Genomic DNA, 20,147 nt, shown 5'->3' on the forward strand with positions numbered 1-20,147 from the left:
CCTGGCCTGTCATGCCTCAGCCGTGCTGGTGACCCGTTTTGGTGCCCGTCTGGAACCTGCCCAGGCCCGGGAAATTTTGCGGGACTTTCGAGCCTGACCAGTCAAGAACGTTACAGCCATTCGACCTCGCCAGTCTCCAGATTGTAGACACCGCCCACGGCGGCCATTTTGCCCTGATGGGCCAAATGGGTGAGTTCTTCGCTGCCATTGAAAATATCGGTGATGGCTTGGCGGACATTTTCCTTGATGGCATCGAGGATCAAGGCATCGGTGCCGCCGCGCAGATTTTTGGCGCGGGAGCGTTCGACGGCGGGAACGATGTTGTCTACGAGTTGGGGAATTTTGCCGCCGACATGATCTTTTTTGACCACGGCGGTCACGGCACCGCATTTGGTGTGCCCCAGGACGACGATCAACGGGGTACCGAGATGGCCGACGCCATATTCGCAGGTGGCGATTTCATCCGTATCGGCCACGTTGCCGGCGATCCGAATCACAAAGAGATCCCCGATACCCCGATCAAAGATCAATTCGACCGGCACTCGCGAATCGGAGCAGGAGATGATGGTGGCAAAGGGGTGCTGGCCATCGATGAACACATCCGATTGGCGGGCAAGGGTCTGGTTGGGGCGGTCCATGGTCCGTTTGGCAAACCGTCGGTTTCCCTCGCGCAAATAGCGCATGGCCTGATCGAGCGTTGTTTTGTTGGGATTGTCACTCAAGGCCTGGGAGCGGCGCGGCAGCATGGCCGACACCGAGAGCGCGGCCATGCCCGTCAACATCTTCCGTCGTGTGATCAAACAGTTGCACATGTCTTTCATTTCTCCGGAAAATGTTGGATCCCTGACAGGGGATGCGGATACCCACGGAATCACAAAACAAATCCACCGCGCCGCACACCAGTATAGATAATTGAGTCCAGATTCCGCAATGGTCGGATCAAGCGCAGGTTCCAGGCTGGAACGCCCACATTCAATGACCCGGCATCAGCTTGACAGCAGCAATGACAATCCCGGATACGGCAATCAACCATTTGATGATTTCCAGTTTCGCAGCAGCCAAATCCCGTTTGGTGACCAACTCGTCCAAGCGCGACACCTGTACTGTCTTGACCGCATCGGACATGGCTTCGGCCTGCATATCCGTGAAACCTGCTTCCTTGAGTCGTTTGACGAAAGCATGTGTATCAAAGGTCACAGTTGCCACGTTGAACCTCCATGCCAGGATTGGATCCCATCACCCGCTTTTGCCACGTGTTCTATTCCATGAAATGTTTCAGTGTAATGCGCAGATGTGCAAAAGGAAAACGGTGTCGCCAAAAAAATGCTCAAGACGCATGCTCCGGCTGTCCATGGTCAACCGATGACAAAGTCCTCTTGGGCAGATAGAATGACTTGCATGGAACCCATATCTGTCACAGATGCTGAATTGTCCTGCATGGTTGAGGCGGCCCGCCAGGCTGGGCAGGCGGCCATGCGCTATTTTCGTCTGGGCCAGACGGTGTCCAAGGCCGCCGATGTCCGGGAAAAGAGCCATGACAACCCGTTGACCAAGGCCGATCTGGAAGCCAACCGTATTTTATATGACCTGTTGCTGGCGGGACGATCCGATTGGGGATGGCTCTCCGAGGAGACCGTGGATGATGCCAACCGCCTGCAACGGGAACGGGTCTGGGTGGTGGATCCCATCGATGGCACCAAGGAGTTCATCGCCGGCCTGCCCCAGTTTGCCGTATCGATTGGCTTGGTCATCGCGGGCCAACCGGCGGCGGCCTGTGTCTACAATCCGGCTGCCGATGAACTCTACACGGCACGTCGCGGCACCGGAACGCGCCTGAATGGCAAGATCGTACAGACCAGCCGCCGTGATCAACTGTCGGGTGCCTCTTGTCTGGCCAGTCGTTCCGAAACCCAGCGGGGCGAGTGGGCACCTTTTGAGACCGAATTTCGTTTGACCACCATGGGTTCCATTGCCTACAAACTGGCCCTGGTGGCTGCTGGTCGATATGACATCACCTTTACGCTGACTCCCAAGAACGAGTGGGATTATTGCGCCGGACTCCTGCTGGTCGAAGAGGCCGGAGGCAAGGTCACCAGCCTGCAAGGAGAGCCTTGCCGTTTCAATCAGGTCAACACCCGTACCCCATCCCTGCTGGCCAGCAATGGCCCCTTGCAGATACCCCTGCTGGAGCGTCTGCGCGGAATTTCCCTTGGGCCGGATCGACACTGATCCCGGCCTGACCGTTCCCTGACCGCTTTTTATACCAAGTCATCTGTTGCAAGCTGATCCCGGCCTGCTCATTTTTTATGTAAAACCATATATTTCAATGGTTTGGCATGCATGCGCCGCAGGGTTCGGGTTCTCGGATCGACACCGATCCCGGTATTTTCCAGGGCAACCACGCTCCGCCCCAAACCCCGCCAAGAGGAAGGGCACAGCCCTTCCTCCTGGACCTCCATCCCAGTTTTTCATTTGTTTTTTTTACCGGTTCAATTACTTTTTGGCTGTTCCATTTTGCCTTTGTCCTGATTCTTTTTCTTTCTTGGCTTTCTTTCAGGATCGCACTTTAAAAATTCTGTATTATTGTTGGCCGCTTTGTAACAGGAGATTTTCTTTTCCATGGCCAGCAAACGTCTTTCTTTCTTGGCCTGGAACTGTTCAGGTGTCAAAGGTCTTTTTCTGGTTTGTCCTGCCTGGCTGTCCATTTTTTCTTCGGCATCAGCGGAACCGGCCAACAACAGTGCAGCGGTGACAGCCAGACAAATTTGAAATTTTCTCATACTCCGTCTCCTGCTTGGATGGGTTATCGATCCGATTTTATGACGATACTGAAATGATTGCGAAAAAATGGTGGATCCATGATCGTCAACCGGGATCAAGATCCTTGACACGACCGACAAAACGCCGGCTGTAGGGTGGAAGTATATGCCGCAATTGACGAACCTGTTCCTGGATACCGGCCAGGACACGCGGATCGGAAAAATCGGCATTTGGATCCAGTTTTTGAATTTCTTCACGAATTTTGACAAGTCTCTGACGCTCCTGCTGCCGCCAGGCGAGCATCAGATCCAGGAGTTCGTGCTGGGAAGATGGGGGATCGGCATCAGGATGAAAATCGAGATCGGATACGTGCAGCGCCATATTGGTAAAAGCCTGGAGGATTCTGGCGACATACTTTGACCAGATCCGGTCGGCAACAAACAGGGCCACCAGATTCAAAAGAATCATGCCTCCTGCCACCTTGATGATTTCGTTGACCATGACCGAAGACAAATCCAGCGGCAATTGGTGGATTCGATAGATATTTTCTTCGAGAATGGTCGAAAAACGCTCGTAAAGGTAATAGACGGCTCCACCGACCAGGATGATTTCCATGCCGACCAGGGCGATGAGCATGCGCATCTGGATGGCAAAATCCAGATATCGGGTATCGCGCTGCCGGAGGGGACCGGAACCTGGTGCCAGTCTGCCTTCTTGTTGGTGGGATTCAAAGGTCATGGCAGGTCAGACACAGATTGGATCCTTCATTGGACATGACCAGGACACCATGCTTTTCCGCATAGGACTTGTGGCAGGAGACACAGGAGATTTTTCCATCCGGCAGGGCGATTTCCGGGGGCAGCATATGGACGTTACGGTACCCACTGTTGCGGGTCTTGCTGACCTTTTCATAGACTGTGCCGATGGGGTGGTTGGTGGAACTGCCAAAATGACGCATGATGCCTCCCCCCATTCCGGACATTTCCAGGCCGACCTTGTTGGTGTCACCCAACTCTTCATGGCAGGAGAGGCACTCCAGGGTCACGGCATCCAATACCGAGGTACGATTGGTTTGTGTGGGATTGAGATGTCCCGAACGAACCAGAGAGGCACCCCGGTCCGGCATGCGGTCGAAAAATTTTGCCTCATGGCAGCTCTGGCAAAATTTCATGCCTCGTTGCGAGGAGCGCATCAGACCGGGTTCCCGGCCATGGGGAGTGTGGCAAGAGGAACAGGTCATCTCCCCTTTCCAATCCAGGGGAAAATCAGCCGGAATGATGCTTTTGGGAAAGATTCCTGAAGGATGGCTGGTTTGCAAGGCCTTGGGATGACAATCCAGGCACAGCTTTTCCTGTCTGGCCACAAGCATTTTGGCATTTTCGGGCGTCACCTGTTGCGCCAAATGACACTCGGAACACGACTTGTCCAGGAGGTGTCCTTGGGGTGGCAATGCCGCCTTGGCCAGAATCCCGAATGCCAACGGAGACACCAGGAAGACCAGCAGCAGAAAGAGAATTCTAAAATTTGGCAAGGCTTTCCAGTTCCTTGAGTTGCTGGATGGTTTTCGTCAAACCATGGCCGAGATTCGGTTCAGGTATTTCGACCTGGACCCGGGCCAGATCGACGAGTTCGCTCATCATGTCATAATGATATTGCAGACGTTTGGCTGCCGCTGAAAAGTGATAATGTTCTTCCTGGAGCCAATCTTCCGCACGCATTTTGCTGATGGGCTGGGGGCCATTCCGAATCAGCTCCCTGAGACCTGTCGCAAAATGATGGACGGGACCAGCAACCCGGAACGTACTGTACAGGGCGACGACCCAGGTGACAATTCCCGCCCAGGCGGCAAGGATCATTCCGGCAAACAGGAGAGCCGGGGCCAATTGTTGACGGCTTTGAAAATTGGCAAAAAATATGTCCTGATAGGTTTTTCCGTCGCGGGCCATCATGAAAAAGGCAACCACAAAAAAACAGGCCGCCGCTGCCAGACCAACAAAAAGGGCGATCCGCGCCACCAGCTTCAGATGAGGCGTGATCAGCGGAACCGGAGCCTTGGCGGATGTCGGGTCCAGGGTGGATGTTTGCCTGTTTGCCATACTCTCTCCGAATGGATGGTCCTTGCTCCGGGTCGATGGCTCTTGAACGATGTCAAGGTTGCCACATGGAAAAACGGGACAGGACTCTGTCACGCATCGTCCATACTGTCAGGCTGGCAAAACGGAAGGAAGTTGTCCACTTCTTTTTTTTCACCAGACCGGAGAAATGAGCAGGATAGAGCCATTCTTTGCATATTTTGAATTGGGGGAGAAGGACTTTTCCATCTTTTTCGAGCAATCTGCTTCCCGGAGGAAACGATGAAAACAGGACACAGAAGCCCGGAAAAACATGAAACTTTCCAGGCTTCTGCTGGATTGGAAAATCCCGATTTCATGGTGGTCGAAGACCATCCATCGCCCCTACCCGTTCCACCAATCTTCGCACTTTCTCCAGAATTTCCTGATGGTTGAAGTCTACACCCATATCATCGAAAAATTCATATCGGAATTGGACAGCGAAAGGCGACAGTTCGGCAAAATCCCACAGAGAATCCACATCAATACCGCTTTGTTCCAACATCACAATCAAGGAACGTAAACTGTGCGTTTTTGGGGGATCCCGACCCAGAATTGCCAGCCATGCCTTGAAAGCCTTTTCCGTTGCCTGCTGGGCGTGAAACCCGAATGCCTCCTCCGGGGCATGATCCACGGACAATAAGATTTCGAGTACCCGGATATCCTTATTCGCCATGGTCAATAACATACGGGCAGTTTCAAGGTCGCGCATACAATATTCGACCTTCTTGCAGAGCCTTGTAAACCAGATGATGGGCCGCATGACGCAACCGGCCGATTTCCTCTCGACTGTAGACCAGGATGTCTGTTGGAATGGGAAACCGTCCCATGGCCCGCTCAAGCCGTGCCATTTCCCGGAATCGACTACGCTCTGGTCCAAAAGGTGCGGACTCCACCACCAACAGGTCCAGATCGGAATCAGCACGACTATCCCCTCGGGCATGGGAGCCAAAAAGAATCACTTGCTCGGGATCTGCCACATCAACGATGATCCGTGTCGCCTCCGCCAACAATTCCTGTGTCATTCCAGCCATGATCCCCTCATCCGATCCCGTTCCTTTGTCTGACGCCATCCGCATCCTCTCCACAATTATGCACAATCATCGCCTGATGTACATATGACCTTCTGCTTACCCTCTTGCCCAACCCTGATGCAAAAATCCATTTATCCAGAATGGCAAAGAAGAGAAGGATCAATCTCCTGTGGCAACCAGGCGGGCAAACTCGTCCAGGGTCAAAGTTTCCCCCCGACGCTGGCCATCGATATTGGCGCGTAAAAGCCAGGCAGGGACATCGGTGGACAACCCTTTCAGGGCATTGGTCAGGGTTTTGCGGCGTTGGCCAAAAGCGGCCCGGACCACCCGTGTCAAAGCTGCCGGATCGGACACCAAAACGGTGGGCTGCTCCTGCAAGGTCATATGGACAACGGCTGAATTGACCTTGGGAACCGGATGAAACGCGGTCGGCGGGACTTCCAGGACCACTTCCACCCGGGACCATAATTGGCAATATACGGACAGGGTTCCATACTCCTTGTTGCCTGGAGAGGCGGCCAGACGGTGTGCGACCTCCTTTTGAAACATCAGGGTCAAGGTCTGGAAAGCCCGCCGTTGCTCCAAAAAATGCAGCAACAGGGGCGAACTGATTTGATAAGGGAGGTTGGCCACCACCCGGAGTGGCCCCCCCAGACGATCCGCCAAGGCCTGGTAATCCTGATGCAGGGCATCGCCGGTGATGATGTGCAGCTCTCCCAAACCCTCGGCGGTCTGTCGCAGCAACGGCACCAGGCGGGAGTCGCGTTCAACGCACCAGAGACGACCGGTTTTTTCGAGCAGGGGACGGGTCAGACTGCCCAAGCCAGGCCCGATCTCCACCACGCGATCCGAGGGACCGATTCCGGACAGGGTCACGATGTGCCGGGCCAGATCGAGATCCACCAAAAAATTCTGTCCCTGGCTATGAACAGGGCTCAGGCCATGAGATCGCAACAGTTTCTGAATGCGGATCGCTTCAAAGTGACAAAAATTCATGAACAATTCATCTGAAGATATTGGCGACGTTTGCACACAATCCGGGCCGCCATTGTCAGGGCCGCCTCCAACGAACCGGGATGGGCAACTCCCTGCCCGGCGATGTCGAATGCCGTGCCATGATCCACGCTGGTCCGGACAATGGGCAAGCCCAGGGTGATGTTGACGGCCTGGCCGAATGCCAGCATTTTCAAAGGAATCAGGGCCTGATCGTGATACATGCACACCACGGCATCGTAGGTGCGACGTGCCTGCGGATGAAACAGGGTATCGGCGGGCAGGGGACCACGTATGGTTCCGACGGGATAATGCCTGGCCAGGGCGGCGCAAACCGGGGTGATGACCGTCTGCTCCTCCGTACCAAATGCCCCATTTTCCCCTGCATGGGGATTCAGGCCGGTCACCACCAGGCGCGGCCTGGAAATGCCAAAATCCTGCTGCAAGGCCAACAGGGTGGTTTCGATGATCCGGGTCAAATTCGGCATGGAGAGCGCGGCAGATACCGACAGCAGGGATTGGTGAATGGTCGCCAGGACCACGCGCAAACCCCGACCGACCAGCATCATGACGGCCCGTTCCGCGCCGGTACAACGGGCAAACAGTTCCGTATGACCCGGAATGGCATAGCCTGCCGCATGCAAAACCCCCTTGTGGATGGGAGGGGTCACCACCCCGTTGACCCGACCCGCCAGAGCCAGACGACAGGCCGTTTCGATACTGCTCACCACGGCTGCCGCATGGCGCGGATTCGGAATCCCAAACTGCAACTCCGCAAGGCTGACAGCAACGCCCGTACTGAGCAAACCGGGGAGATAAACGGGAAGGTTTTCGGTCTCTTCAGGTGAGGCAACCGGTTGCCCCGGGCAGGGGAGTTCCAAACGACGTGCTGTCCAGATCAGCACCTCAGGGTCTCCCACAAACAGCCAACGGGGTCCACGTTGCTGCAATTTGACCCGGGCGGCAAAGGCCTTGAGCAGAATTTCCGGTCCAATTCCCGCCGGATCGCCCATGGTGATGGCCAGCAGATCAGGCATGGTCAGCGGATTTCAACAAAGGCACGCAGGCGCAAATCCCGTTGCCATTGCCGGTAGAGGTCCTGGATTTTGGTCTCTCGCAACCGGTTTTCCAACTCGGCCCGATTGGCATCGGAGCCCATGGCATCTCCGGGGGCACTTTTGCGTTCAATCACCTGGAAAACGTGCAAACCTTGCGCTGTCTGCAAGGGACCGGCCACAGCTCCGGGTGCCAGTGAAAACACCGCTTTTTCCAGCTCCGGAACCATTTCACCCCGTTTGAACCACCCCATATCCCCCCCTTTCAGGCCGGTCGGATCATCGGAATATTGACCAGCCAGGGTGGAGAGAGACTCGCCGGCCCGCAGCCTCCGGACAATATCCTCCCCCTGCTTATGGAGTTTATCGATTTGTTCTGAGGTCATTTTTTCATGGGTGGCCAGAAGAATATGACCGAGATGAATTTGTTCCGGCCCATCCGCAGCACGCAAGGTCCGGTGCAAATCCTTGATTTCATCCTCTGTGACCGCAACCAGAGGCCGGATGACCTGTGCGATCAGGCGGGATTGCAGCAATTCCTGTTGAATGCTGTCCCGGAAAGAAGCGAGTTCAATGCCCTGGTCACGCAAAGACTTCAGGAAGCGATCCAAAGGAAGTTTATTGTTTTTCGCCACTTGCGCCATGCCCTGCTCGATATCCTTGTCGGTGATTTCAATATTGAGGGCATGTGCCTTGCGTTCGCGCAGCTTGCGGAGAATCAGTTCTTCCACCACCCGCCGGCGCACCTGGGATTCATCCCGCAGTTCCCCGTTGCGGGAAAGGCGTCGGATGACCGGATCGGCTACCGCATTGACTTCGCTCATGGTGATGATGTCCCCTTCCACCACGGCAACGATGCGGTCCAGTTGCGCGGCCATCACCCATGGTGAAATCCCTGCCATAACAAGCAGAGTCAGGATAAATAACATCTTCCTCGTCACGGATTGTTGTGCCACCACGCTCTCCATATTTTCTGTTCACGACAACCACACCGGAACTTTGGAATCCTCGCCCCACCGGCACGGCTGGAATCCTCTGCGTCACAACCGGTTTCAATTGACGCCATAACCACCAAGCCCTTTGAAGTTGATCAGGAAACCAGCAAACCCACCCCCATGATCGACCGTGCTTGACGACAGCCTGCGCCCGGCGATCAGCTCCAGGGACCAGCAATCATGTTCGTAAGTCAGGCCGGATCGCCAGTTTTTGACATCGCGTTGCTCCAGGGAATAATTGACCTTTTGCGACCACCGCCATCCGTCGGTCAATCCGATACGCGCTCCCAGGGTGGCATCCTTGATTGTTTCGCTGGTCTCCTGACGGTTCAGGTTGAATCCGACATCATACTTGTCCTTGTGCGGCGTGGTATAGGAAACGGCAGCATCCGTGGCCATGAAGGTTGCTGCATAGGGATCGAAGCGCGTGGCAGTCGTCACGGACCATTGATCCGATAGAAACACGTTGAGTGAGGAGACAACATCGGAAAAAGAGTGCCCTTTCTGGTAATCCCGCTCTCCGGCAGGGGCATAGCGTTGACCGACCGTCAGATTGGCCACCTCACGCACCTGGGCTTTTTCCGTCTGCCGACCCAGAAAACGATTGGTCACGCCATAGGTCAACCAGTGACCACTGCTGATCCGGTCAATTCCCGGATAGAGATTGGTGGCAAAGAGGTTGGACGTGGAAAATTCCCGCAAGACCGGATCGTTATTTGAAATACTGGCGCGGGAATCATAATTCGGGACGTCGCTCTGCCCCTGGACAGCATTGACGGTATATTGCACGCTCGGTTCGACAGTGTGCTTCAAGGTGGCCAGGAGGAGTGTCGGCCACTCTTGCCGGGAGTAGGTGCGTTGCAGATGGCTGTTCAGACGCACATTGACCAGGGAGGCTTCCCGATGTGCGGAACCGTCGGCCCGCCCTCCCGCCTGAATGGGATTGTCACTGACCTGATAGAGAGTTTCCCGCACGCCCAGCCGGGTATGCAACTGTCCAATCGACAGGGATCGGACATGATTCAGGGTGGGTGCCAGATCCACGCGATTGGTCAAATCGCCGGTCAATTGATAAAAATTATCAAACCGGACCACACTTCCCATCCGCCATCCCGACCCCCATTGCGGCAAGGGACGCTCATCCACCAGGCGGGCATAAGGCAACTGTTGCACGGTTTGGCGGTCATTGGGTGCCTGCAAGTCCTGAAACCAGCGTACCCCGGTCTCCACGCCGGTAAAGGCCCGCTCACGGGACCAAAGCCGGTCGAGTTGCACATTGGAGTCCAGATGGCGGTTGGTATTTTCCACCAGTTTTTGCTCAAAATCGTTGATGAAATCACGGGATTGGGTCTGTTCCAGACGTGCCTTGAAACGCCAGTCGTCCCATTGATGAAAATGGTCGAAAACCGTCAGGCCACGAAACTCTTCCCGCTTGGTGTCATAGATGTCATGGGTTTCAATCTCGCCGTGATAGCCGACGCCCATGTACCGATATTGCACCTTGCCCAGCACACCCCGGTTGCTCGTCGGATGCAGGGTCAGGGTGGCATCCCGTTCGGGAGCCAGGTTCAAATAATAGGGAACATCCAGTTCCAGACCATTGGCAGAGCTGACCCGCAGGGAAGGAGTCAAAAAGCCGTTCTGGCGAATATTCTGTACCGGCTGACTCCACCAGGGCGTATAGGCCACGGGCAGATCGTGCAAAAAGAGCGTCACGTTGCGTGCGGTGGCCTCGTTATCCGGGCGGTTGACCTCGATCTGATCGGATTTCAGGTACCAGGGCGGTTTGTCGCAGTCGCAGTTGGTGTAACTGGCATCGTACAGGATCAGATTGTCCTTGTCATGCAAGACCACTTTTTCAGCCGTGGCATGTCCACCGGGTCCTTTCATATCGATCACTGCTTTTTCCAGCAGACCACGGGCCGTATTCTGTTCGAATTGCAAATGTGATCCGAAAAATTGATCCCCACTGCGTTGCAGATGCACCTGACCATCGGCACGCATTTTTCGGGTTTGCGGATTGTAGGAAAGTTGATTCGCTTCCAGTAAAAATTTATCTGTCTGTTTGAGTCGGACATGCCCCGTGGCCAGCACCCGACTGCTGGCCTGATCCTGTTCCAACTGATCGGCCTCGACCTCCAGGGGCGGGGACTCCTCTCCCCATCCAGGACGCGCCACGGGCCATGCGGCCAGTAGAAGACTCAACCACAAGATTCCAAGCCATTGTTTTTTCGGGCTACAGCGCTTCAGACCTGTACGATACAGGCATCGCAAGGCATGCATCAAGGTGTCATCCCATCTTGAGATCATGGTGTCACGAGTCGCCACGTTCCCGACTCCAACGGATCATGATAACAGGGAAACACCTCTTTCCACCAGTCGCTTGCAACGCCCGCAATCTCGTTCATAATGAACCAGGTGATCTGGACCTTCAGAAGGATGCTGCATGCCGTTATCGTTGTCACCCCCCATGTCCTCCGCACCCGACCCGGCCCTGGCCGTGTTGCAGCACTATTTTGGCTATGAACATTTTCGGGGCTTTCAACGCGAGGTCATTGCCCATGTCACGGCAGGGGGCGACGCCGTGGTCCTCATGCCCACGGGCGGAGGCAAGTCGCTTTGCTTTCAGATTCCCTCCTTGCTGCGACCTGGTGTCGGGGTGGTGATTTCGCCCCTCATTGCCCTGATGCAGGATCAGGTGGGTGCGTTACGGCAGAATGGTATCCGGGCGGCCTTCATCAACTCCTCTTTGAGCAGTCAGGAGGTTTGGCAGGTGGTCAATCGGGCCAGGTCCCGGGAACTCGACCTGCTCTACATGGCCCCGGAGCGTTTGTTGCTTGATTCCACGCTGGATCTGCTCGCCAGCCTGCCCATCGCCCTGTTTGCCATCGATGAAGCCCATTGCGTCTCCCAGTGGGGGCATGATTTTCGTCCCAACTATCTGGGTTTGACCGTATTGGCCGAACGTTTTCCCGGCATACCCCGCCTGGCCCTGACCGCCACGGCGGATGCCCCGACCCGGGCTGAAATCATCCAACGTTTGCGTCTGGAAGGGGCGCGGCAGTTTATCGCCGGATTCGACCGTCCCAACATTCGCTATCAGATTCAGCCCAAAAACAATCCCCGTCAACAGTTGCAGCATTTTCTCGCCAGTGAACACCCTCGTGATGCAGGCATCGTCTACTGTCTGTCACGCGCCAAGGTCGAGGATACGGCCGACTGGTTGGCCGACAAGGGTTGGAAGGCCTTGCCCTACCATGCCGGCCTGGAGACCGGGATTCGACGCCGTCATCAGGAGCGGTTTTTGTTCGAAGATGGCATCATCATCGTGGCCACCATTGCCTTTGGCATGGGAATTGACAAACCCGATGTCCGTTTTGTCGCGCACCTCGACCTCCCCAAAAGCCTGGAAGCCTATTATCAGGAAACAGGTCGGGCCGGTCGGGATGGATTGCCCGCCAATGCCTTTCTCACCTATGGTCTGGAAGATGTGGCGATGCTGCGGCAATTTATCGACAACTCCCAGGCCGAGGAACACATCAAACGCCTCGAAATGCGCAAGCTGGATTCCCTGCTTGGCTTTTGTGAGACCACGCTGTGTCGGCGTCGGGTCCTGCTCAGCTATTTTGGCGACAATCCCCCGCCCACCTGTGGCAATTGTGATACCTGTCTGCATCCGGTTGCCACCTGGGATGGCTTGGTGGCGGCCCAAAAAGCCCTCTCCTGCATCTATCGCACCGGCCAAAAATTTGGTGCCGTCCACCTGATCGATGTCCTGACCGGCAAGCTGACCGACCGGGTGGAAAAATTTGCGCATCAAAAAATCAGCACCTTCGGTATTGGCAAGGAACTGACCCCTGAGCAGTGGCGGTCGGTATTCCGGCAGCTTGTGGCCGGAGGCTATGTGGCAGTGGATGTGGTGGGACATGGCGGTTTGCGTCTCTGCGAATCCAGCCGTCCCCTGTTGCGGGGCGAGCAACCCATTCTTTTCCGAAAAGATACCGTTCTATGCAAACCGCCGCGCCAGGAGCGCAAAAAAAAGGTTCCTCCGGATCGCAAGAATTCACCCGCGCCAATCCCTCCCGACACATCTTCGGAACTGTGGGAGGCTTTGCGAGCCATGCGCCTGCAACTGGCCAAGGAACAAGGGGTTCCCCCCTTTACCATTTTTCATGACAGCACATTGCGCGCAATTGCCGCCGTCAGACCAGCATCCCTGGATGAACTCTCCGAAATCCATGGTATCGGTTCCAGAAAGCTCAAAAATTATGGCGAGCAGGTGTTGCGGGTGCTGGCTGCATATTCTTGAAAGGGACAGCGGTTCGAAAGTCACTTGCGAATCGTAATGAGAATGTGTATCATTTTCTTTGTTACAAACACGACTGCCGGACAAGGAATGATGAACACTCATGGCTGCTGAACCTGGCAAACCCCTGTTGCAACTGGAAAATATTGTTTGTGGTTACCGGGGCCACCCGGTGGTTCGTTCCCTCTCCCTGACCGTCGCCAGGGGTGAACTGGTCAGCCTGCTGGGCTCAAGCGGCTGCGGAAAAACGACCGTGCTGCGTGCCATTGCCGGATTCACCTCCCTGGATGGCGGGAAAATCATTCTGGATGGCAAGGTCATGGCGCATCCAGGCCTGACCACGCCCCCGGAAAAGCGGGGGGTGGGCATGGTGTTTCAGGATTATGCCCTGTTTCCGCACCTGACGGTCGAGGAGAACATTGCCTACGGTCTGCGAGGCCGTTCCAAGGCAGACCGACAGGCAAAAATCATGGAAATGCTGGAGCTGGTGGGATTGGCCAACCTGAAAAAACGCTATCCCCATGAACTCTCCGGCGGGCAACAACAACGCACAGCACTGGCACGCGCCCTGGCACCCCATCCAGACCTGATTTTGCTGGATGAACCCTTTTCCAACCTGGACGTGGACCTGCGGGAACGACTCAGTCTGGAGGTGCGCCAGATTCTGGAAAGCCAGGGCATGACCGGCATTCTCGTGACCCACGACCAGAACGAGGCTTTTGCCTGGGGAGAGAAGATCGGCGTTCTGCACGAGGGACATTTGCGCCAATGGGGAACGCCCTATGAACTTTATCACACCCCTGCCGACCGCTTCGTGGCAGGATTCATCGGTCAGGGTACCTTCATTACCGGTGTCTACAGCGCCCCGAATGCCGTGATGACCTCCGCTGGAACCGTCTTGCACGGACAAGGAAAACTGGTCGGGAAAGCAGGCGACCCGCTGGAAGTGTTGATTCGCCCGGATGATGTCGTCCCCGATGCCACATCCCCCGTGACGGCCCGGGTGATTCGTCGTGCTTTCAAAGGGGCGGAAATCCTTTACACCATGCAGTTGGACTCCGGCTGTCAACTGCAAGCCCTGTTTCCCTCGCATCACAACCATGCCGAAGGCGAACAGGTGCAGATACGTGTGGCCACGGACCATCTAGTGGCTTTTCCCCTCCCGCGTCAGGAGGGGATCTGAAAATGGACAAAGGAGCGTAACAACATGAAAAATAACGTTATAACAGGTATGCTGTTGGCAGGTGCCCTGCTGCTGGGTACGGCAGCGGCTCAGGCCGAAGAGATTGTGATCTATTCGGCCCGCAAGGAACACCTCCTGAAACCCCTTCTGGATGCCTACCAAAAAAAAACCGGCGTCAGTGCCCGCTACCTGACCGATGCCGAAGGACCCCTGTTGGCCCGTCTGCAAGCCGAAGGCCAGGCCACTCCGGCTGACATGCTGGTCACCGTGGATGCCGGCAATCTCTGGAATGCCGGACAAAAAGAGGTGTTGGCTGCCGTTGATTCCGCCATGCTCAAGGAAAACATACCGGCACATCTGCGGGATCCGGAAAATCGCTGGTTTGGTCTGTCGATCCGGGCGCGCACGCTGGTCTACAGCACGGAGCGGGTAAAACCAACGGATCTTTCCACCTATGAGGCCCTCGCCGAACCCCAGTGGCAAAAAAAACTCTGCCTGCGCAGTTCCGAAAAAGTCTATAACCAATCCCTGGTGGCCATGATGATTGCCCGGCTCGGAGAACCCGCCACGGAAAAAATTGTGCGCGGTTGGGTCGCCAATCTGGCTGTGCCGGTTTTTTCCAACGATACCAAGCTCATGGAAGCCATTACCGCCGGGCAGTGTGATGTTGGTATCGTCAATACCTATTACTTTGGCGAGCTGCTCAAGAAAAATCCCAAAATTCCCCTGGCCCTCTATTGGCCAAATCAGCAAACCAGCGGCGTCCACATCAACATATCCGGAGCCGGCATCACCCGTCATGCCAAACATGCCGCCGCCGCCATCAAGCTCCTGGAGTGGCTGACCACCCCCGAGGCCCAACAAATTTTCGCCGGTCTGAACATGGAATACCCGGTCAATCCCAAAGTCGCACCTCACGCCACCGTGGCAGCCTGGGGTGAATTCAAAAGCGACAATCTCCCGGTCGCCCTGGCCGGAAAACACCAGGCCGATGCCGTCCGACTCATGGATCGGGCCGGGTATAAGTGATATCCGTGCGTAAGATGAAATTTTTGGGTGGTAAATGGGGTTATTCTGCATGGGGCGTGGCCCTGGTGGTCATTTGTCCCCTGGGTGTCATCCTGACTGCCTGGATCACACCGGAATGGGCCGTATGGCGTCATCTGGTCGATACGATCCTGGGAGAGCTGTTGCTCAATACCGTCCTGCTCATGGTCGGCGTGGCGGTGGGCGTCCTGGTCCTGGGGGTCACTCTGGCCTGGCTCACCGCCATGTGTACCTTTCCAGGACGCGGTTTTTTCGACTGGGCCTTGATTCTCCCCCTGGCCATCCCCGCCTATGTCCTTGCCTTTGCCGCCCTGGGATTCCTCGATTACAGCGGTCCCCTTCAATCCTGGTTGACGGCCCGTTTTGGTCCGCGTGGCTATTGGTTTCCGGAAATGCGTTCCCCGGGCATGACGATTGCGGTCCTGACTTTGACGCTTTATCCCTACGTCTACATGCTGGCCCGGGCCGCTTTTTTGAATCAGGGGCGGCGCATGTTGGAAGCCTCCCGCATTTTGGGTCGCACCCCGTGGGGAGCCTTTCTGCACGCGGCCCTGCCCATGGCCAGACCCGCCATCGCGGCGGGTTGTGCCCTGGCCGTCATGGAAGCCCTGGCGGATTTTGGGGCCGTCTCCACCCTCAACTACAACACCTTCACCACCGCCATCTACAAGGCCTGGTTCGGCCTGTTCAACATCGAAGCTGCCGCCCAACTGGCTTCTCTTCTGTTATTGTTCGTCGGCATGGCCCTGGTGCTTGAACAACACATGCGGGGACGGGCACGTTATTTCAGCAACGATGGCACCCACACCGGCACCCGGGTTCCCTTGCGTACCCTGCCGGCTTTTTTTGCCACCACGTTTGCCGGCATCGTTCTGACCCTTGCTTTCATCCTGCCCCTGGGTCAACTGCTCGTCTGGGTTTGGCAGACAAAGCTGCTCGACCTGAATACCCGGTATTGGGAACTGGTGTCCCATACCCTGATCCTGGGTGGTGGAGCGGCCCTGCTGACCACAACCGGAGCCTTGTTTCTGGGAATTGCCCACAAACAACGGCCTGGCATCTCCCTGCAAACGGCTGTGCGTCTGGCCACGTTGGGGTATGCCATGCCGGGTTCGGTCCTGGCGGTTGGGGTGATGTTGACCGTGGTCTGGTTCGACAAGGGAGTGACCGTCCTTTTCCAGGGTTGGTTCGGCACAACCTCCGGAAACTGGGTCAGTGGCACGCTCCTGGCTCTTTTGTTTGCCTATCTGGTCCGATTTTTGGCCGTGGCCTTCGGGCCGGTCAACAGTGGTCTGGAACGCATCCGGCCTTCCATCCCGGAGGCCGCCCAGTCGCTTGGTTCCAGCAACAGGGAGATCGTGCGCCGCATTTATCTCCCCATCCTGCGTCCCTCTCTGCTGACGGCACTCCTTCTGGTCCTGGTGGAAGTCATGAAAGAGATGCCCGCAACCCTGCTCCTGCGTCCTTTTGGTTGGGACACTTTGGCCACCCGGATTTATGAAATGACCTCCGAAGGAGAGTGGCAACGGGCTGCCCTGCCCGCCGTGACCCTGGTCCTGGCCGGTATGGTGCCGGTAATTCTGCTCGTTCGCAAAACCATGCGGCATTGAATTTTGAAACGACAAGTCGGGTGGATCATTCAACGGCTTGCAATGGCATGCTCAGGGCAATTTCCGTTCCTGATTCATCGGTTCGGACCACATCAAGGACGCCAGACATCAAATCCGCCAGTTTTTTACAGATGGCCAAGCCCAGACCGAACCCTCCCTCCTTGCGTGTCATGGGTGATTCCGCCTGGGTGAAGGCATGAAATATCACCTCACGCTTGTTGGGTGGAATCCCGCTGCCGGTATCCTTGATGGAAAAACGGAATCGGTCTACCGCCAAGCCGGTTGATTGCTCCCGCGTCAGTTGGAGAGTGACCCCGCCCCGTTGGGTAAACTTGATCCCATTTGTCAGGAGATGACGGAGTACCTGGGTCAGGCGGCGGGGATCGCCGAGAACAAAATCAGGTATGTCAGGCCCTTTCCGGAACTCAAGTGCCAGCCCTTTGCGTCCGGCCTCCTTTTCCAGAGCCGACATCATTGCAGCAATCTGGTCAACAAGGGGAAACCGGGTGTGGGTCAGGGAAAAGTGGCGCGGATCCATCTGGACAAAGTCAATAATGTCGTTGATATTATCCAGTAGAGACTGCCCGGAGTCCCGGATAAGATGCAACAGTTCTCCCTCGCAGGGACTTTCTGGATCCGCTTCCAGCAAAAAATCGGAAAAACCGATGATGCTGTTCAAGGGAGTCCGCATTTCATGGCTGATCACGGCCAGAAAATCCGCCTTCGCCTGATTGGCAAATTCCAGGTCCTTTCGCGTAATCTCAAGCTCTCGCGTTCGTTCCTGGACAAGGGATTCCAGATGAAAGCGGTGCCGGCGCAGTTCAAGTTGGTTACGCACCCGGGATAATAACAAACCAGGGTGAAGGGGCTTGGCGATGTAATCCACGGCTCCCAGTTCCAGTCCCTGCGCCTCATCATCAGGCTGATCCCGGGATGTCAGAAAAATGACCGGAATGTCGCGTGTTTGAGAGTCGGCCTTCAATCGCCGACAGGTTTCGTAACCACTCATGCCAGGCATCATGACGTCCAACAGGACAAGATCGATTCCCCCCTGTCGGGCAATTTTCAGGGCGGTCTCGCCGTTGGTGGCAATACGAAGAGCAAACCGGTTGGCCAATGCCCCTTTGGTGGCATCGATTTGCTCTGGTTGGTCGTCTACCAACAAAATGATTCCTGAGGTAACCTCGCCACCCACTTGGCTGACTGTAACTGGATCCTGCATAAGTTGTCCCTGTATGGATGATTCGTCTCGAAAAATAAATTGCCTGCCGTTAAAATGCCAAAAAAACCCCGAGAGGAGACCATACACCATGACTTGGATTACACGTTTGACCCTGCGTCATTTTAAATATTTTTTTGAGCAATCGTTTGATTTTACTAATTTTGACCTTCTGGCAGGACGCAACAACAGTGGCAAGAGCAGTGTCTTACAGGCCCTGGCCGTCTGGCAATTTTGCGTTGACGAATTACAGCGTGCAAAACGACGAACACGAGCGCGGGGCATACAGGTTGTGCTGCCTGATTTTACTGTGTTGCCCATTGCAAAATTTATCCTGCTGTGGAAGGACCAGAACTGCAAACTCAAAAAAAACATCCCAATTCCGATTGAAATCATCGTCGAATGGCGCGATGCACAAGGCGGTTTCCATTCCTTTGGTGTGTCGTTGAGCTACCTCTCTCCACAATCTGTTTATATCATCCCGGTGGGTGGCTGGGAACGGTTCAATCCATTCAATCAGACAGATGATTGGCCACGCCTGGCCTACGTGCCCCCTTTTTCCGGTCTGGAACCCACCGAAGAGTGGCGTGATGACGGTCCCATACGCCGGCAAGTGGGCAAGGCCCAACCGGGTAGCGTTTTGCGTAACCTGTTGCTCCGGGTATTTCCACAGCAATCTGCTGAAAATCCCGGCCAGGATCCTTCGGAGGGTCAACATGCACCGGCTTGGCAAGAGCTGACCGAACGGATTGAACAGTGGTTTGCCGTGAAACTGCAACGGCCCCAATACCGAAAAGGGGTGGACACCCGGATCACGATCGAATACCGCCAAGGTACCAGGAATTATGACATCGTTGCCGGCGGCAGCGGTTTCCAGCAAATCCTGCTGCTGCTGGCTTTTTTCCATGGCTATAAACCCACCACAATCCTGATCGATGAGCCGGATGCCCATTTGCACACCAACCTGCAGCGGGAAATTCTCGATTATTTCAAGCACAAGGCAGAATCAACCGGAACACAGTTTTTGGTTGCCACACATGCCGAGGAACTGGCACGTGGCGTGGATGCCAGCCAGATTATTTCTTTTCTGAGTCCAACTCCAAAACGCATCACATCCACGCCGGAAATCCTGCGCGCCATGGCTGACATCTCGAATGTGGAAATCACCCAACTGTCGAGTCATCCCCGCATACTCTATGTGGAAGGCGAGAGCGACGAACGTCTGCTGCGGGCATGGGCTGTTGCCTGTGGTACCCAGGGTGTCATGGACAGGATTTGTTTCAAATCCATGGGCGGTGGCAGCAAAAAAGAGATGAAAAACCGAGCAGAAGCACATTTTTCTGCCCTGCAACAGATCGTGCCAGGAATCGTCCGATTGATGCTTTTCGACTATGACAGCGATACCGCAGCCTTTCATCCTGAGCCAGACAACCCCATCCTGACAGAGTGGCGACGCAAGAATATTGAAAATTACCTTCTGGTGCCGGATGCCTGGAAAAGAGCCGTCCTGCAACGCCTGCAATGCACTCCGGAAGATCCCTCCGTGCAAGATGTTCTTCATTTGGTTGACGAATTTTTTGCCGAACAAAACCTGACCCTCCCTCCTCGTAAATCCTGGCGGGAAGTGACTGCCAATATATTCAGTGTCGTCGATGGCAAACAGATCCTGTTTGAAAACGACCATTCACTGTTCCATCGTTTGCGACAAACACCCCCATGCGTGATTCTGCCCCGTGAATATGTCGCATTGCACATGCTTGTCCCTGAAATCCACGCCGATGTGCATCAATTCATAGATAAAATGATTGATTTTACAAGAAAATAAACGATCACG

19 protein-coding genes are annotated in these 20,147 nt (G+C 55.4%); 6 read left to right on the plus strand and 13 right to left on the minus strand.

Annotated features, from left to right (window positions below; translation table 11 throughout):
- Positions 1-110: 110 nt before the first annotated feature.
- Both HQL65_05375 and HQL65_05380 read right to left on the minus strand, forming a co-directional pair.
- Positions 111-770 (minus strand): carbonic anhydrase, encoded by a 660-nt coding sequence (locus HQL65_05375; GenBank protein MBF0135651.1) that lies wholly within the window; start codon positions 768-770, stop codon positions 111-113.
- A gap of 202 nt (positions 771-972) precedes the next feature.
- Complete coding sequence (locus tag HQL65_05380) at positions 973-1,206, minus strand: DUF1640 domain-containing protein (protein MBF0135652.1); 234 nt, start codon at positions 1,204-1,206, stop codon at positions 973-975.
- Positions 1,207-1,398: 192 nt separating this feature from the next.
- On the opposite strand from HQL65_05380, the gene HQL65_05385 reads away from it, so the two are divergent.
- Positions 1,399-2,229, plus strand: coding sequence for a 3'(2'),5'-bisphosphate nucleotidase CysQ (locus HQL65_05385; protein ID MBF0135653.1), 831 nt, complete (start codon positions 1,399-1,401; stop codon positions 2,227-2,229).
- A 260-nt stretch (positions 2,230-2,489) separates the two neighbouring features.
- Here the strand turns inward: HQL65_05385 and HQL65_05390 are convergent, their stop codons facing one another.
- From HQL65_05390 to HQL65_05435, 10 genes are all read right to left on the minus strand, one after another.
- Positions 2,490-2,879, minus strand: coding sequence for a hypothetical protein (locus HQL65_05390; protein ID MBF0135654.1), 390 nt, complete (start codon positions 2,877-2,879; stop codon positions 2,490-2,492).
- Positions 2,866-3,498, minus strand: a complete 633-nt coding sequence (locus tag HQL65_05395) for a hypothetical protein (protein MBF0135655.1) — start codon at positions 3,496-3,498, stop codon at positions 2,866-2,868. Before HQL65_05395 ends, HQL65_05390 begins: the two co-directional genes overlap by 14 nt.
- Entirely contained in the window at positions 3,488-4,291 is an 804-nt protein-coding gene (locus HQL65_05400; protein ID MBF0135656.1) for a cytochrome c3 family protein, read from the minus strand. The genes HQL65_05395 and HQL65_05400 overlap by 11 nt, the downstream gene beginning before the upstream one ends.
- Positions 4,278-4,856, minus strand: a complete 579-nt coding sequence (locus HQL65_05405) for a hypothetical protein (protein ID MBF0135657.1) — start codon at positions 4,854-4,856, stop codon at positions 4,278-4,280. The genes HQL65_05400 and HQL65_05405 overlap by 14 nt, the downstream gene beginning before the upstream one ends.
- A 331-nt stretch (positions 4,857-5,187) precedes the next feature.
- Positions 5,188-5,559 carry a HEPN domain-containing protein gene (locus HQL65_05410; GenBank protein MBF0135658.1) on the minus strand — a complete coding sequence of 124 codons (372 nt, stop codon included), beginning with the start codon at positions 5,557-5,559 and terminating at the stop codon, positions 5,188-5,190.
- Between the two features lie 10 nt (positions 5,560-5,569).
- Positions 5,570-5,905: a nucleotidyltransferase domain-containing protein gene (locus tag HQL65_05415; GenBank protein MBF0135659.1), complete on the minus strand. Its 336-nt coding sequence runs from the start codon at positions 5,903-5,905 to the stop codon at positions 5,570-5,572.
- Positions 5,906-6,064: 159 nt separating this feature from the next.
- Positions 6,065-6,901, minus strand: coding sequence for a ribosomal RNA small subunit methyltransferase A (gene rsmA, locus HQL65_05420; protein MBF0135660.1), 837 nt, complete (start codon positions 6,899-6,901; stop codon positions 6,065-6,067).
- Positions 6,898-7,935, minus strand: coding sequence for a 4-hydroxythreonine-4-phosphate dehydrogenase PdxA (gene pdxA, locus HQL65_05425; GenBank protein ID MBF0135661.1), 1,038 nt, complete (start codon positions 7,933-7,935; stop codon positions 6,898-6,900). The genes rsmA and pdxA overlap by 4 nt, the downstream gene beginning before the upstream one ends.
- A gap of 2 nt (positions 7,936-7,937) precedes the next feature.
- Positions 7,938-8,882, minus strand: a complete 945-nt coding sequence (locus HQL65_05430) for a peptidylprolyl isomerase (protein MBF0135662.1) — start codon at positions 8,880-8,882, stop codon at positions 7,938-7,940.
- Positions 8,883-9,005: 123 nt separating this feature from the next.
- A complete protein-coding gene (locus tag HQL65_05435) occupies positions 9,006-11,276 on the minus strand; it encodes an LPS-assembly protein LptD (GenBank protein ID MBF0135663.1) in 2,271 nt (756 codons plus the stop codon).
- A 142-nt stretch (positions 11,277-11,418) separates the two neighbouring features.
- Between HQL65_05435 and recQ the strand changes: the two genes are divergently transcribed.
- From recQ to HQL65_05455, 4 genes are all read left to right on the plus strand, one after another.
- Entirely contained in the window at positions 11,419-13,257 is a 1,839-nt protein-coding gene (gene recQ / locus HQL65_05440; GenBank protein ID MBF0135664.1) for a DNA helicase RecQ, read from the plus strand.
- Between the two features lie 100 nt (positions 13,258-13,357).
- Positions 13,358-14,437, plus strand: coding sequence for an ABC transporter ATP-binding protein (locus HQL65_05445; protein ID MBF0135665.1), 1,080 nt, complete (start codon positions 13,358-13,360; stop codon positions 14,435-14,437).
- 24 nt (positions 14,438-14,461) lie between these two features.
- On the plus strand, positions 14,462-15,466 hold the full coding sequence (locus HQL65_05450; GenBank protein ID MBF0135666.1) for an extracellular solute-binding protein: 1,005 nt from the start codon (positions 14,462-14,464) through the stop codon (positions 15,464-15,466).
- A gap of 14 nt (positions 15,467-15,480) precedes the next feature.
- On the plus strand, positions 15,481-17,094 hold the full coding sequence (locus tag HQL65_05455; protein ID MBF0135667.1) for an iron ABC transporter permease: 1,614 nt from the start codon (positions 15,481-15,483) through the stop codon (positions 17,092-17,094).
- 25 nt (positions 17,095-17,119) lie between these two features.
- On the opposite strand, the gene HQL65_05460 is transcribed toward HQL65_05455, so the two are convergent.
- Positions 17,120-18,316 carry a response regulator gene (locus HQL65_05460; GenBank protein ID MBF0135668.1) on the minus strand — a complete coding sequence of 399 codons (1,197 nt, stop codon included), beginning with the start codon at positions 18,314-18,316 and terminating at the stop codon, positions 17,120-17,122.
- Positions 18,317-18,404: 88 nt separating this feature from the next.
- Between HQL65_05460 and HQL65_05465 the strand changes: the two genes are divergently transcribed.
- Positions 18,405-20,138: an AAA family ATPase gene (locus tag HQL65_05465; protein MBF0135669.1), complete on the plus strand. Its 1,734-nt coding sequence runs from the start codon at positions 18,405-18,407 to the stop codon at positions 20,136-20,138.
- The last annotated feature ends 9 nt before the right edge of the window (positions 20,139-20,147 follow it).

Source organism: Magnetococcales bacterium, from assembly GCA_015228935.1.
Classification (GTDB): Bacteria; Pseudomonadota; Magnetococcia; order Magnetococcales; family DC0425bin3; genus HA3dbin3.